The organism is Sinorhizobium americanum (genome assembly GCF_001651855.1).
GTDB classification, from domain to species: domain Bacteria; phylum Pseudomonadota; class Alphaproteobacteria; order Rhizobiales; family Rhizobiaceae; genus Sinorhizobium; species Sinorhizobium americanum.
Map to the genome: position 1 here is coordinate 135,610 of NZ_LNQC01000053.1, position 14,984 is coordinate 150,593.

Consider the following 14,984-nt stretch of genomic DNA (forward strand, 5'->3'; position numbering starts at 1 on the left):
GCTTCGCTGGGATCGCAATAGCGCCGAACAGTAGCTGGCAGAAAGCCGGATCATGTGCAAATGTAGAAGATATAAAATTGTAAAACGCGAATTGCAAAGTTGCGAATATGGCGATCGGCAAGCTCTATATCGGCCGCAAGGTTAGGGAACTCAGGGAAGCAAATCGCGCCACGCAGGGTCAGTTCGCCGAGCGGATCGGCATCTCGACTAGCTACCTCAACCAGATCGAAAACAATCAGAGACCGGTCTCCGCGGCGGTGCTGTTAGCGCTGGCGGAGAAGTTCCAGATCGACATCGCCGAGCTTTCCACCGGCGAGGGAGACCGGCTGCTCTCGGCGCTCTCAGAAGCCTTGAGCGACCCACTGTTCGAGACCTATGCGCCGAGCCTCCAGGAACTCAAGCTGATCAGCCAGAATGCCCCGGGACTGGCGCATGCGCTGATCAAGTGCCACCAGGCCTATCGCCGCAACAGCGAACAGCTCGCCAGCATCGACGACACGATCGGCCGCAACGCTTCCTTCGTCGAGACGACGCCTTACGAGGAAGTGCGCGACTTCTTCCATTTCGTCGACAACTACATCCACGAGATCGACACCCTGGCCGAGCGCCTGGCGGGCGAACTCCGCCTGGGAGAGGGCGACAATCACGCCGCGCTCACAGGCTATCTCGAACAGCGGCACGGTGTGCGTATCGTGCGGGGTGCCGCCGGCGACGAGGCGATTCGCCGCTTCGATCCGCGCGCCCGTATTCTGACCTTGAACCCCTATGCGCCGCCGCCGACGCGCGATTTCCAGCTGGCGCTGCAGATCGCCCAGCTTCACGCGCGCGAGGAAATTGACCGGGTGGTCGGCAGCGCCGGCTTCCGAACAGAAGAGGCTTACGAAATCTGTCGGATCGGCCTGCAGAACTATTTCGCCGGGGCGCTCATCCTGCCCTACCAGGCATTCCTCAAGGCGGCGCGCGAGCTGCGCCACGATATCGAACTCATCGCCGCCCGTTTCGGCGCCTCGCTGGAACAGGTCTGCCACCGGCTGTCGACCTTGCAGCGGCCGGGCCAAAAGGGCATTCCGATCTTCTTCGCCCGCATCGACCGGGCCGGCAACATCACCAAGCGCCACAGTGCCGCCAAGCTGCAATTCGCCCGTTTCGGCGCCGCCTGCCCGCTCTGGAACGTCCACCAAGCCTTCGAGGCGCCGGGCCGGATCATCCGCCAGCTCGCCGAGACGCCGGACGGCGTGCGCTATCTTTGTCTCGCGACACAGATCACCAAGGGCGGCGGCGGCTACCGCGCCGCCCATCCCCGCTATGCGCTGTCGCTTGGCTGCGAGATCTCCTATGCCGACGCCTTCGTCTATGCGGACGACCTCGATCTCGGCAATCGTGCGGCCTTCGACCCGATCGGCATTTCCTGCCGCATCTGCGAGCGTACCAAATGCGCCAGCCGCGCGGTGCCACCGCTGAAGCGTAAGCTGATCGTCGATCATGACATGCGGGCGGCTCTGCCGTATCGTTTGAGCGAGAGTTGAGCCGCTTGCTCTGCGGCATTGTTCGTTTTTGAACAGATACTGTGAGAATTTGCGTCTGTGCCTGTGCGAGATTTGGTGTAACTACAGCGCCGCGCGTCTTATCGGACGCGCAAAGGTCGCTGTAGCACTTTGAACGCTGCATGTTTTATCCATAAATCGTCTCCGATTTATGGAAACATGCAGTGGGCGCCACGTCGTCAATATGCCGGTCAGGGAGGACATGCATATGGATTTTCGCCTGTCGGAGGAGCAGGAAGCCATCCGCGCAATGGCGCTCGATTTCGCCCGGGTCGAGCTTGCGCCCCACGCCGTGGACTGGGACCAGCAGAAGCATTTTCCGGTGGAGACGCTGCGTGCCGCCGCCGCTCTCGGCATGGCCGGCATCTATATCCGCGACGACGTCGGCGGCACGGGGCTGACCCGTCTTGACGCGGCGATAATCATCGAGGCGCTGGCGACCGGCTGCCCGGCGGTCGCCTCATTCGTGTCGATCCACAATATGTGCGCCGGCATGATCGACGGCTACGGCACGGACGAGCAGCGCCAGCGGCTGCTGCCGGCGCTTTTGACCATGGAGACGCTGGCGAGCTATTGCCTGACGGAGCCCGGTTCCGGCTCCGATGCGGCGGCGCTGAAGACCAAGGCCGTGCGCGACGGCGACGCCTATCTGCTGACCGGCCAGAAGCAGTTCATTTCCGGCGCCGGCGAATCCGGCCTTTACATCGTCATGGCGCGCACCGGCGAGGAGGGACCGAAGGGCATTTCCGCCTTCGTCGTCGACAAGGAGGCGCCGGGCCTAACCTTCGGCGCCAACGAGAAGAAGATGGGCTGGCATGCCCAACCGACGCGGGCGGTGATGCTCGACAATGTCCGCGTCCCCGCGGAAAACCGGCTGGGCGCCGAAGGCGAGGGCTTCAGGATCGCCATGGCCGGGCTCGATGGCGGACGCCTCAACATCGCCGCCGCCTCGCTCGGCGGCGCGCAGGCCGCCTTCGACAAGGCGCTCGCCTATGTCCAGGAGCGCCGGGCCTTCGGAAGAGCGATCGGCGAATTCCAGGCGCTGCAGTTCCGGCTTGCAGACATGGCGACCGATCTGGAAATCGCCCGCACATTCCTCTGGCGGGCCGCCGCCGCACTCGACGCCGCGGATCCGGAGGCGACCAAGCTCTGCGCCATGGCCAAACGTTTTGTCACGGATCGCTGCTTTGCTGTCGCCAACGACGCGCTGCAGCTGCATGGCGGCTACGGCTATCTCGCCGATTACGGCGTCGAGAAGATTGTCAGGGACCTGAGGGTGCACCAGATACTCGAAGGAACGAACGAGATCATGCGGCTGATCGTGTCGCGCGCCGTCATGGGACGGAAATAGGAAGGACATTTCATGGAGATGCAGACCGTTCAACCGGAGGTCATCGTCGAACGCCAGGGCGCGATCGGCAGGCTCCGGCTCAATCGGCCGCGCGCGCTGAACAGTCTCAATCTGGCGATGATCCGGGCGATCGACGCGGCACTGACGGAGTTCGAGCGCGATCCGGCGATTGCGGCCGTTCTCGTCACCGGCGAGGGCGATCGCGGGCTTTGTGCCGGCGGCGACATCCGCATGATCTACGAGAGCGGCCGCGAACGGCCCGAGGAGGGGGCGCAGTTCTGGCGCGAGGAGTTCCTCGTCAACAGCCGCATTGCCGCCTACGGCAAGCCCTATGTCGCCATCATGGACGGCATCGTCATGGGCGGCGGAGTCGGCATCTCCTCGCATGGAAGCCACTGCGTCGTCACCGAGAAAACCCGCTTCGCCATGCCGGAAACGGGGATCGGCTATTTCACCGATGTCGGGGCGACCTGGCTCCTGCCGCGGGCGCCCGGCGAGTTCGGTACCTATCTCGGTCTCACCGGCCGCGACGTCAGTGCTGCTGCGGCAATCTACGCGCGGCTAGCCGACAGCTTTGTTCCGTCGGAGAAGATTGACGAGCTGATAGCTTCTCTTGTCGGGCTTCCCTCATCGGCGAGCGCCGAGGATGTTTCGGCCGCGATCCGTGCCGTTTCTGGCGAGGCGCCGGCCTCGGCGCTGCTCGAGCACGTCGGCCTTATCGACCGCTGCTTCGCCTTCGACACGGTCGAGGAAATCCTGTCGGCCCTGGAGGGGGACGGCTCGGACTTCGCCCGCGAGACGCTTGCCCTCCTGAAGACGCGCTCGGCGATCAGCCTGAAGCTGACCCTTTCGCTGCTGAGAGCTGGGCGCGAGAGCGCGACCCTGAACGACTGCCTGGAGCGAGAATATGCCGGTTGCGTGGCCATGCTTTCGAACCCGGATTTTTACGAGGGCGTGCGCGCCGCGGTGATCGACAAGGACCGCAATCCGAAGTGGTCAGTCGGGCTCGATGAGGTCACGCCGCAGATGCTTGCGCGCTTCGGGAGCTATGACGGCGCGCCGCTTTTTGCCGGCCGCTGAGGCGAGCGCGCTAGGCGCTGGGAGTGGGATGCGTTTTGAGGAGGAGAGGCAAGATGACGAAGATCGCCTTTATCGGGCTTGGCAATATGGGCGGCCCGATGGCCGCCAATCTCGTGAAGGCGGGACACGCCGTCACCGGCTTCGACCTGTCTGAGGCCTCCCGCAATGCCGCGGCGAGGACCGGCGTCTCGATAGCCGGGTCGATCTCGCAAGCCGTGCGCGAAACCGAATGCGTCGTCACCATGCTGCCGGCAGGATCGCATGTCATCTATGTCTGGGACGAGCTGCTCGGCTTTGTCGATCCGGGCACGCTGATCATCGACAGTTCGACGATCGACGTGGAAAGCGCCCGCAAGGTCCACGGCTTCGCCGACAAAGCCGGTTGCCCGTCGCTCGATGCGCCGGTCTCCGGCGGCACCGCCGGTGCGGCCGCCGGGACGCTGACCTTCATGGTCGGCGGCAGTGACGGCGCCTTTTCCCGCGGCAAGCACATGCTCGAAGCGATGGGCAAGAAGATCGTCCATTGCGGCGATGCCGGCGCCGGCCAGGCCGCCAAGATCTGCAACAACATGATCCTCGGCGTCTCGATGGCGGCGGTCTGCGAGGCCTTCGTGCTCGCCGAGCGCCTCGGCCTGTCGCACCAGGCGCTGTTCGACGTGGCGTCCACCTCGTCCGGCCAGTGCTGGTCGTTGACCAGCTATTGCCCGGTGCCCGGACCCGTGCCGGCCTCGCCGGCCAACAACGACTACAAGCCCGGCTTCATGGCGAGCCTGATGCTGAAAGACCTGATGCTGGCGCAGCAGGCGGCAAGCGCGAGCGGGGCGACGACGCCGATGGGCGCCCAGGCGGCGCAGCTCTACAGCCTGTTCGACAAGCACGGCCACGGGGCCGAGGATTTCTCCGGGCTGATCCGCATGCTGCGGGGCAATGAGGAGGCGAAGAGCGGGTAGGAAGCTCTACCCCCTCTGGCCTGCCGGCTATCTCCCCCAAAAGGGGGGAGAATATCTGCGGCACCCCTCTGTGCCTCATTAAAGCATACCGCCTGTGTCAGCCTCTCCACTGGAATTGAGCGGCTTGCCGCAACTCGTCTCCCCCCTTGTGGGGGAGATAGCCGGCAGGCCAGAGGGGGTAGCGGCGCGTACCGCGCTGACCAGAGGTGCCGGCGCCCTCTCCGAGCTTCACATCTGCACGGTCATGCCGCCATCCACGGTAAGGGTGATGCCGTTGACGAAGCTTGCCGCCGGTGAGGCGAGGAAGACCGCGGCGGGCGCAATTTCTTCCGGCCGGCCCCAGCGTTTCAACGGAATGCGCACTTCGACGAAAGCCTGGAGGGCCGGGTCGGCGGCGAGATGCGCATTTGTCTCGGTTGCGAACCAGCCGGGTGCGATCGCATTGACGGTGAGATTGTTGGCACCGTGCTCGACCGCAAGCGACCGGGTCAGCGCCGAAAGCCCGCCCTTTGCCGCCGTATAGGCAGGATCGCCGGCGCGGGCGGCGAAGGCGGCGATCGAGGTGACGAAGATCAGCCGGCCGGAAGCGGAACGCTTGAGAAGCGGAAGGGCGGCCCTTGCAACGGCATAGGCTGCGGTCAAGTCGGTATTCAGGAGTTGCGCAAAGTCGTCCGGCTCCATCGCCTCGGTGCCGCGCCTGTCGCGCTCGCCGACCGCATGGACGAGAATGTCGAGCTGGCCGGTCTTCTCGGTCGCCTGGGCGAGGATGGCCCCGATATCGCGCGTGATATCCCCTGGCGCGACGCCGATCGCAATGCCTTCGCCGGCAAGCCGCTCGCGCGTCCCTTCGAGGTTTTGCCGGCTGCGGCCGTTGATCACCGTCCAGGCGCCCGCCCTTGCCAGCGCTTTCGCCATTTCCAGCCCGAGCCCGCGGCCGCCGCCTGTGACCAGCGCTGTCTTGCCGGTGAGATCGAACATCGCTTGCCCTCGTCGCTGGTAGAGCCATTGATCCATGGGGTGGCTCCTTCATCCCGAGGGACATTTGCAGCGAAGGGTTCTTTACGCAAGCGTTGCCGTGAACGCGTCGCGACACACACCCGGCAAGGCGATGCCTTGCCGGGTGTCCGGCAGCCTTAAAGGAGAAGCGACCGCTGCCGAAAGCACCAATCAGCTGGAGCCCAAAACATAGCGGCGGTTGCCAGCAACGGCCGGCCGCGCATTCATTGAGTAGAGCGCCGTGAACTTCTTGATATCGGCCGGATCGACCTCGATCGGCTCCATCGCCACCATCCAGTCGACGATCTCGCTGCAGGGCGGGGTGGTAAGCGATCCCTCATAGGCCCAGTATTTGAGCGAGGCGGGCAATAGGCCCTTCGGGTCGACGGCCTCGAGCGCTACCTCTTCGCCGGCCTTTTGCGGGAATTTGGCGGCGACGCTCGCGAAGGTCTCGTTCCGGGCTCCGGGAACCATGAACACGCCCAGGACACCGAGCTCGCCGGTTTCGGCGTGCTTGTGGACGAAATGCACTTCCATCGGGAAGCCCTTGCCGTCGACCAGATGCTCGCTCGGCGCGTGGAAGTGGTACTGCACCAGATCGTAGGTCTTGTCGCCACGCTTGAGCGTGCCGCCTGCCGCCTTCACCTGGATCGTATGGCCGTTGTTGAGGATCGTGCCGCCGCTCTTCCAGTCGGTCGCGAGGTCCGGAATATCGGCCTTGATCGCGCCGGTGATGTCGATCGGCGATTGCTGCGACCCGGCCGAGCAGGCACTGTTCTCCTTGCCCAAGGAGCCCCAATGCTCCGGGCCCTCTTCGCCTTCATAGCTCCAATGCACGCCTTCGGCGGCGTAGGCCGTCTTGACGCAGAGCGGGCAAGCGGCAAGCAAGGCCAGGCCCCGGAGGAATTCACGCCTTTCCATTCTTATTCCCTTTCGATCATGCGCGAGCGGATGCGCCCGCGGGGACGGGATGTTGTGTCTGCAAACCTGTCCAACAACTGTCCGGAATGACGCAGTTCAAGAAGGCTGCGCGAAACGGATATCGCTTGCGGATTTTGCCTGTCCGGGACGGAGAATCGGGGCGTTCCGCCGGTGATCGCGGGCGCCGGCTGGTTTCTGAAAGTTCGCCATTTACTTGTGCTCCAACTGCGCAGAAAATAGGCGGATGGGAGGGAGCCTTCGACGCGCCTCTCGCAAACTGCGCCCGAACCGCTTTCGCCCGCTGACACTTGGAGGGGGAAGGGGCAAAATGTACGCGGTTTTCCACCTGTATCCCGCTCTATCCATTGGGAATGGTCACGCAGGCCTCGGTTGTGAGAACCGGCCTCACGCGTGATCCGAGGGAGGAAAGCCATGAGGCGAGTTTTGCTCTCCGCGGTCTCCGCCGCGGCGTTATCAGTTGGCGTTACGTCTGCATCCGCGCAATCGGGCAGCGTCGAGAAAGCCGTTGGCGGCTACAATTTCGAGGACGCCGCCAAGGAAGATCCGAAAACCAAGGACTTCCATTCGGCCGACGGTCATCTGACCTTCGCGATCGTTACCCACACGGCCGGCAACGGCTTCTTCGATCCGGTCTATGTCGGGGCGAGGGTGGCCGGCAACATGATCGGCGCCGAGATACTGCTGCTCGGCTCGGAATCGCCGGTGGACGATCCGGCCCGCGAAATCGAGATCCTCAACCAGATCGTCCGCGACCCGAAAATCGACGGCATCATCATGACGACGCCGCAGGTAGGCGCCTACAACGACATCGTCAAGGCGGCCGAGGCAGCCGGCATACCGGTCGCCACCACCAACTCGTTCGATGAAACGCTCCTCAACCGCAGCGGCATCAGCCACACGGGCCAGGATGCGTCCGCTGCCGCGATCGGCGGCGAGGCGCTCGCCAAATGCGTGCTCGACAGCGGCAAGACCAGCGGCTCGATCCTGCTGCCGTCGTCGACCGCCATGGGCAATATCGAGGTGAACAACCGCGTCACCGCCGCCTTCAACGCGATCGTCAAGACGCTGAAGGATGCCGGCAAGCTCGACGCCTTCAAGGTCGACGCCGGGCCGGAAAACGTCGGCATCGATACCAACCCGAACGATCCGGTCAACGCGCTCGTGACCCTCTTCGAGTCGCGCGGCGACGTGGTCGGTGCTTTCACGGCCAACAACGTCTTCACGCCGCCGCTCGTCAAGGCGGTCGAGCAGATGGGCTGGACCGGCAAGTTCTGCGCCTTCGGCTTCGATCTCGGTCCGGCACAGCAGGAAGGCATCGCTGCCGGCAACCTCACGGGCTCGCTCGGACAGCAACCGTTCCTGCAGGGCTTCTGGCCGGTCATGCAGCTCTATCTGCAGATCGACCGCGGCATCTCGGCCGCCAATCTCGACACGCGTGCCCAGCTGGTGACGAAGGAGAACGTCGAAAAGGTCGGCAAGCGCTTCGAGAACTGATGCCGTGTGGGCAGGCAATAGAGAACGAATGATGGCGGCAAACCATACCCACTCGGGCCTGCCGGCCATCTTCCCCACAAGGGGGGAGAACGGGTGTGGCAACGCCCGGTGCGCATCAACCCGCCCTATATCGCCAGCCCTCTCTATGAGAGAGATGAGCTTGCCGCGAGTCTTCTCCCCCCTTGCGGGGGAGATGGCCGGCAGGCCAGAGGGGGTGCGGCAAGTGCCACCATCCCTAACGGCGAGCAAGCGGACGAAACCCACATGATACCGACCGCGACGACATCGTTCGGCCGCCCGCCCTCCCAGCTCGCTGGCAGCTGGGAGGGCGGGCTACTCGTTTTCATCGCGCTGCTCTATCTCGCGGGGGCGGCAGTCAACCCCGCTTTTTTCGGTTCTACCGAGGGCCTGCACGCGCTTCTTCGCGACACCTCCCGCGTCGGGATCATCGCCGTCGGCATGACCTTCGTTATCGTCAACAAGGATCTCGATCTCTCCGTTGGCTCGACCTACGGGCTGATCGCCGTCGTTTTCGCGAGGCTTTTCGCGCCGAGTTTCCTCGATCTCGGCATCGTCGCGACCATTGTCCTCTGCCTGCTCCTCGGCGCCGCTATCGGCCTCCTCAACGGCGTCCTCGTCACCCTCCTCAAAGTCCCTGCCTTCATCGCCACGTTGACGATGCTGTTCATCGGCCGCGGCTTCGTGCTGGCGCTGACGCATGGCCAGGCGATCTACTATTCCGGCAAGGCGAGGGAGTATCCGACGTTCTTTCACCTGGGCGAGACGAATGCTTTTGGCTTCAACAACCAGATCGCCATCTTCGCCATCGCCGCAACGGTGGGGGCGATCGTGCTTGGCAAGACGCGATGGGGATACGAGACCTTCGCCACCGGCGGCAACGAACAGGCGGCCGTCTATGCCGGTATCCCGGCGAACTGGGTGCGTATCCGCGCCTATCTGATCTCCTCGCTCTCGGCGACCGTCGCCGCCCTCCTGGCGGCTGCCCAGGATAAAGGTGTGACCCCGCTCTACGGCGTCAGCTGGGAGCTGACCGTGATCGCCTCGGTGATCATCGGCGGCGCCTCGATCCTCGGCGGCCGCGGCCGGGTCGTCGGCTCCTGCCTTGGTGCGGCGCTGGTCGTGCTCATCGACAAGGTGCTGCGCGAAGGCTGGCCGATCACCCGCACCGTCGTCATCGACGGCGAGAGCATTGCGGTCAGCGCCCGCTATACGCTGCCGGCAGGTGCCGTGCTGGTCTTCCTCGGTCTGCTTCTCGTCATCGCCGTCCTGATCGAACCCTATCTCATTCGCCGGCAGGTCTTGGCCCGTTTCTGGGCCTGGCTGCGCCGGCAGCCGCCGCCTCCGGCGATGGAGATGGGCGGCGTTGCGGTCGAGGGCGTGCAGACCAAGGGAGCGATGGCGGCGGACATGGCGCTGTCGGCGACGGGACTCGGCAAATTCCTGGCGCGCCGCGACGCGCTCGCCATCATCCTTGCTGCCGTTCTGTGGCTGACAGGATTGGCACTTCGGCCGGACTACTGGTGGAACCTCTCAAATACTTTCGCCATCCTGCTCAACTATACGGAGCTGGCGTTGATCACGATCGGGCTTACCTATGTGATCGCGGCCGGCGATATCGACCTCTCCGTCGGCGCGGTGCTCGCTCTTGCCGGAAGCACGGCGGCCTATTTCCTCAAAGTGCTCGGTGCCGATCCGATGACGGCGATCGCAATGGGCCTCCTCGCCGGCATGGCCGCGGGGCTCGTCAACGCGACGATGACCGTCGGCTTCAAGTTGCCTTCCTTCATCGCCACGCTCGGTATGTTCTATATCGCCCGCGGCCTTGCCGCCTGGTTTGTCGCCGGGCAGCAATTGACCGGCTGGAGCGAGGCCTACAATCTCATTGGCCGCAAGGTCAGCGACGTGCTCCTCTATTACGGCGTCTCGCTGCCGCCGGGCATCGTCCGGGCTGTCGCCGAAGTCGTCAGCGTCCAGACCGTCTGGATGTTCTTGGTCGCCGTCGTCGCCGGTATCGTGCTCGCCTATACGCCGTTCGGGCTCAAGGTCTGCGCGACCGGCGGCAATCTACGCGCCGCCGCCTATGCCGGCATCAACACCAATCGCATACGCTTCCTCTCGCTGATGCTGGCGGCGCTTTGCGCGACCATGGCCGGGCTGATCAACGTCGCCTATTTCCGCAGCTTCAATCCGGTCGCCGGCCAGTTCCGCGAACTTGACGCCATCGCCTCGGTGATCATCGGCGGTGGATCGATCTTCGGCGGCCACGGGACGATGATCGGCGCGCTTGCCGGCGCCGCCGTCATTACCCTGATCCGGGCGCTGCTGCAGCTGAACGTCCAGGGCTTTACGATGCCGCAGCATTGGATCAACGTCTTCATCGGCGTCATACTCATCATCGCCGTGCTGATCGACATCTGGGTGCGCCAGGCCAATATCCTCGGGACTCTGCGGGCACGCTTCGCGAAGGAAGCGCCGACAGGAGCGGGCAGTCATGGCTGATGCGCAATCGCCGCAACCGATCGTCGAGATGCGCGGCATCGAAAAGGCCTTCGGCGCCGTGCAGGCGCTTCGCAAGGTCGATCTCGTCCTCTATCCCGGCGAAATTCTCGGGCTCGTCGGGGACAATTCGGCGGGCAAGTCGACGCTCATGAAGATCCTGACCGGCGCCTATCAGCGCGATGCCGGCGAGATCTTCGTTGCCGGGCAGCCGGTCCAGTTCAAGAGCCCGCATGAGAGCCGTGACGCCGGCATCGAGATGATCTACCAGGACTTCGCGCTCTGCGGAAACATGGATGTCGGCCAGAACATCTTTCTCGGCCGCTGGCCGCTGAAAGGTCCCTTCGTCGACCGGCGGGCGATGTATGCGGAAGCCGATCGCGTTCTGAAGCGGCTCAAGGTCGACGTCAACTCGGTCTATCAGAAGGTCGAAAGCCTCTCGGGCGGTCGTCAGCAATCGGTGGCGATCGCCCGCGCCATCTCCTTCGAGCCGCGGGTGGTGATCCTCGACGAACCGACCGCCAATCTGTCGGTGATGGCGACTGAGCGGCTGCTCGAGACCATGCTCGAACTGAAGAGGCAAGGCGTTGCCCAGATCATCATCTCGCACCGGCTCGTCGACATCTTCGCCGTCGGCGATCGCGTCATGGTGCTGAAGCGCGGCGAATATGTCGGCGACCGCTACATCAGGAACACCGACGAGCACGAGGTACTGGAGATCATCGTCTCCGGCACCAGCGACACGGCGCTGACGGCGGACGAAGCGAGAACGCGCCGGTCATAGAGCGGGATGAGGAAAAGGGTGGGCGGCTTTCCGCCCTCATCCCTGTGCTTGTCACAGGGATCCAGCAGCGCCGCGTCTGCGGAGTGGAAGAGTCTTTCAGCCAAAGACTTGGCTGGCTGGATTCCTGTGACGAGCACAGGAATGAGGAGCGGAGGTGAAGCCTCGCCGTCCCGCACCTAAAGCCGCAGTAGGCCACTGTCGTGTACTGACATCGGCTCGGGTCACCTTCGCCGCGGCGAACGTCTCCGAATTAAGGAAACCTACCATAGGCTTCAGATCAGCTGTGCGGTCACGCAGTGGATCGAGTTGTTGCCGTAACCCAGGCGGTTCCACTCGGCGTGCTCAGGCTGGGTCCGGCCCGCCATGTCGGTGGCGCGCGCCCGCACGATGAGCGGCCCCGTCTCGTCGAGGCGGGTGATCAGTTCCCACCATTGCCACGCGGAGCGCCGCCGTTCGCCGACGAGCCGCGCCTCGCGCCACGGCCCACCGTTCAGGCTGACATCGACGCTCGCTATGCTGCCGGCGCCCGACCATGCGACACCGCGGATCGCCGTCTCGCCGCGCGGCAGGCTCTCGCCTTGATCGGGCGAAGCGATCAGCGCCCGCACATTCATCAGCGTCACCGGCGCGCGCTCGTCGTGGCCGTTGCGTGTCCACTCGTACCAGTACTTTTCCACCTGATAATGGGCCTCGCAAGGTCTGTCGGTAACGATGATCTCGGTCAGCCACTTAACGGACGCCACAGCGTACCAGCCGGGCACGACCAGCCGCAGCGGGAAGCCGTGAGGCGGCGACAGCGGCTCGCCGTTCATCTCGTAGGCAAGCAGCGCTCCTGCTTCGCGGATCTGGTCGACGGTGAGGCCGCGCTCGAAACGGATCGGTGCATCGTGACCCTCGACGGTCCCGCCGTCCGCCCCACGAAACGTGAGTTGCGTCGCGCCGGGTCGCGGGCCCGCCCTTTCGATCAACTCGATAAGCGGAACGCCCGTCCATTCGGCGGTGCTCACGGCACCCATGCCCCAGGCCTCGCCGGGCACCGCCGGATCGAACAGGCTGCGGCCGTTGCCGGCACATTCGAGGGTCACCACAAGGCTCTCGGCATGAAGATTGCGAAGGTCCCGCATGCTCAGGCTCAGGGGTCTTTCGACCAGCCCGCCGACCGAGAGGCGGTAGCGCTCGCCATCGAGGTTCGGGATATCGAAATGGTTGCGCAGGTAGAACCGGCCGTTGGGCATGACTGCGCCGCCCGCGAGGTCCGGCACCGACGTCTCGCCGTTCAACGGATAGGCGCGGTGAACGAGAAGTCCACCGTCGATAGCGTCCTGGCAAGCGTGGGCCGGATCGAGCAGCGCCGCCGAAATATCTGTCGGCGGCGCATCGCAGCCGCCGCTCGCAACCACCTCGGCGCATGTCGACGCCGCCATCACTTCCACCTCGCCGACTTGCCGAAACGGCGTCAAGAACGCCTCGAGGGCGCCCTCATCCGCCGCTTCGGCGATGAAGAACAGCGTGTGTGCACCGCGAATGACGGCCTCGCCCTTGATAACGACGCCATGGCGAGCGGCGCTTGGCCTGCTCAGATGGTTCAGCAGCATCACGCCCATGGTCGGATCGCGCGCGGGGCAGGCTTCGGGCGAGTGCTGATGTCGTACAATGAACAGAGGCATCGGGACCCCCATGCCTTTCGGCAAGACCGGACGAGCATTCGCGGCAATATATCATGCGGCATCTTCGCTTTCGCCGGGTATCGCTGAAAGACCCCTTTTTGGACGAAGCCTGTCCGCGGCCTGGGCACGCAGTTCCACGCCTGTCACGGGCTATGTCGACAAGTAGATTCAGTCGCGCACCGGATGTCGAGCTGTTAAAGGCCTACTCTCGGACGGTGGGTGATACGATCGACCGCATCGGCCCGGCGGTGAGCCTGATCGAATGGATCGGCGGCATGGAAGGCAAGGATACGGCTTCGCGATCTCTTCCGGCGGCCTGAGTCGTCTGCTGCCTTGATGGAGGCAGGATGGATCTATCCGCAAGTCATGATGGGATCAGAGGGAGTCGCGCTCGGTGCGCAGGTTGGAGACGACGCGCCGGTTCTGCACCTTGCAGGAGCGGTCCGTGCAGTCACGGACCTCGCGCTCGTTGCCGTAACCCTTGGCCCACAGTCGGTTGGCATCTACGCCCTTCGAGACGAGATAGGCCATCGCCGCGTCGGCGCGCTGCTGCGACAGCGTTGCCATATTTGACCCGGATCCGGAATCGTCTGCAAATCCCTGGAGCTTGACCAGCCAACGCGGGTTGCTGTTGAGCCAGAGTGCCTGCTTGTCCAAGGTTGCCTTGGCGACGGCATCGAGCGTGGCCGAGTCCTGCGTGAAATAGGTCCGTCGACCGACATTCAGGATGAAGTCTTCTTCGCTGCCCGCCGCGACATTCTCGAAACCGGGTGCCGGATCATTGGTCTGTCCGGCCATCGGCGCCGCCGGCTCTTCCAACGCGGCGATTTCAGTGGTGTTGCAGGCGGCGAGCGCCAGGAGCATGGCCACGCCAACAAGCAGCCTCGTAGATCCGGTCAAAGCAGACATCGGGGTGATATTCCTCATTCGACCGGGCCTGCTTGGCTGACCTGAGCGGCTGCACTTTCAGCCTGGTCGGCAATATGCGGCAGGACTTGCACCGCGGTGCCGATGGGGCAACGCTGATAAAGATCGATTGCGTCTTCGTTGAACATGCGGATGCAGCCGCTGGAGGCATCCTTGCCGATGCTGCCCGGCTCCAGCGTACCGTGCAAACGATAGCCGGTATCGACCCCATCGCGAAGCAGGTACATGGCGCGCGGGCCGAGCGGATTCTTCGGCGAACCCCCCTCGACCGATTCAGGCAGTTCGGGGTGGCGCTCACGCATTTCCGGCGGCGGCGTCCAGCGCGGCCAATGCGATTTCCGGTCGATCGTGGCGCGGCCATACCATTTGAAGCCCTCGCGGCCGACACCGACGCCATAGCGAATGGCAGTCTTGTTCTCCATGATCAGGTAGAGAAAATGGTGCCTGGTATCGACAACGACGGTGCCAATCGGCTCGCTGCTGAAATATCTGACAACCTGGCGGCGCCACTTCTTGTCGATCTTGGCAAAGTTGGTGCTTCGGAATGTCACACCATTGTCGACGGCGGTGCCGGAAAAATAGGAAGACGCAGCTGCCAATGTGGGTTTCTGTACCGCCACGGTGCCAAATGACGCTAAACCGCCAAGCACAATATCCCTGCGCGTCCACCCCATCGGCAATATCCCCCGTAAAGCCAAGTAGCGAAGTGGCAGTAAATCAGATTTTTCACCT

Annotated in this window: 12 protein-coding genes; 7 read left to right on the forward strand and 5 right to left on the reverse strand. The window is 64.0% G+C overall.

From position 1 onward, the window contains the following. The first annotated feature begins 107 nt into the window (after positions 1-107). The 4 genes from ATC00_RS14585 (at position 108) to mmsB (ending at position 4,925) form a co-directional block, all read left to right on the forward strand. Positions 108-1,526, forward strand: coding sequence for a helix-turn-helix domain-containing protein (locus tag ATC00_RS14585; RefSeq protein WP_037383847.1), 1,419 nt, complete (start codon positions 108-110; stop codon positions 1,524-1,526). Positions 1,527-1,752: 226 nt separating this feature from the next. Further along, positions 1,753-2,895, forward strand: a complete 1,143-nt coding sequence (locus ATC00_RS14590; RefSeq protein ID WP_064253460.1) for an isobutyryl-CoA dehydrogenase — start codon at positions 1,753-1,755, stop codon at positions 2,893-2,895. 12 nt (positions 2,896-2,907) lie between these two features. After that, a complete protein-coding gene (locus ATC00_RS14595; protein WP_064253334.1) occupies positions 2,908-3,975 on the forward strand; it encodes an enoyl-CoA hydratase/isomerase family protein in 1,068 nt (355 codons plus the stop codon). Positions 3,976-4,028: 53 nt separating this feature from the next. Then, positions 4,029-4,925 carry a 3-hydroxyisobutyrate dehydrogenase gene (gene mmsB, locus ATC00_RS14600; RefSeq protein ID WP_064253335.1) on the forward strand — a complete coding sequence of 299 codons (897 nt, stop codon included), beginning with the start codon at positions 4,029-4,031 and terminating at the stop codon, positions 4,923-4,925. 228 nt (positions 4,926-5,153) lie between these two features. On the opposite strand, the gene ATC00_RS14605 is transcribed toward mmsB, so the two are convergent. Beyond that, on the reverse strand, positions 5,154-5,903 hold the full coding sequence (locus ATC00_RS14605) for an SDR family oxidoreductase (protein ID WP_064253336.1): 750 nt from the start codon (positions 5,901-5,903) through the stop codon (positions 5,154-5,156). 189 nt (positions 5,904-6,092) lie between these two features. Further along, positions 6,093-6,842 (reverse strand): carbonic anhydrase, encoded by a 750-nt coding sequence (locus tag ATC00_RS14610; RefSeq protein WP_064253337.1) that lies wholly within the window; start codon positions 6,840-6,842, stop codon positions 6,093-6,095. Between the two features lie 432 nt (positions 6,843-7,274). Between ATC00_RS14610 and ATC00_RS14615 the strand changes: the two genes are divergently transcribed. The 3 genes from ATC00_RS14615 (at position 7,275) to ATC00_RS14625 (ending at position 11,658) form a co-directional block, all read left to right on the forward strand. Next, complete coding sequence (locus tag ATC00_RS14615) at positions 7,275-8,357, forward strand: substrate-binding domain-containing protein (protein ID WP_064253338.1); 1,083 nt, start codon at positions 7,275-7,277, stop codon at positions 8,355-8,357. A gap of 264 nt (positions 8,358-8,621) precedes the next feature. After that, entirely contained in the window at positions 8,622-10,877 is a 2,256-nt protein-coding gene (locus ATC00_RS14620; protein WP_064253339.1) for an ABC transporter permease, read from the forward strand. Next, positions 10,870-11,658: an ATP-binding cassette domain-containing protein gene (locus ATC00_RS14625; protein WP_064253340.1), complete on the forward strand. Its 789-nt coding sequence runs from the start codon at positions 10,870-10,872 to the stop codon at positions 11,656-11,658. Before ATC00_RS14620 ends, ATC00_RS14625 begins: the two co-directional genes overlap by 8 nt. A gap of 272 nt (positions 11,659-11,930) precedes the next feature. On the opposite strand, the gene ATC00_RS14630 is transcribed toward ATC00_RS14625, so the two are convergent. The 3 genes from ATC00_RS14630 to ATC00_RS14640 all read right to left on the reverse strand — a co-directional run bounded on the left by ATC00_RS14630 (position 11,931) and on the right by ATC00_RS14640 (position 14,926). Beyond that, positions 11,931-13,325, reverse strand: a complete 1,395-nt coding sequence (locus ATC00_RS14630; protein WP_064253461.1) for a sulfite oxidase — start codon at positions 13,323-13,325, stop codon at positions 11,931-11,933. A gap of 375 nt (positions 13,326-13,700) precedes the next feature. Next, the gene (locus ATC00_RS14635) at positions 13,701-14,252 is read right to left on the reverse strand and encodes an OmpA family protein (RefSeq protein ID WP_072642907.1); all 552 of its coding nucleotides are present in this window, start codon (positions 14,250-14,252) and stop codon (positions 13,701-13,703) included. After that, positions 14,249-14,926: a L,D-transpeptidase gene (locus tag ATC00_RS14640; RefSeq protein WP_064253342.1), complete on the reverse strand. Its 678-nt coding sequence runs from the start codon at positions 14,924-14,926 to the stop codon at positions 14,249-14,251. Before ATC00_RS14640 ends, ATC00_RS14635 begins: the two co-directional genes overlap by 4 nt. Positions 14,927-14,984: the final 58 nt, after the last annotated feature.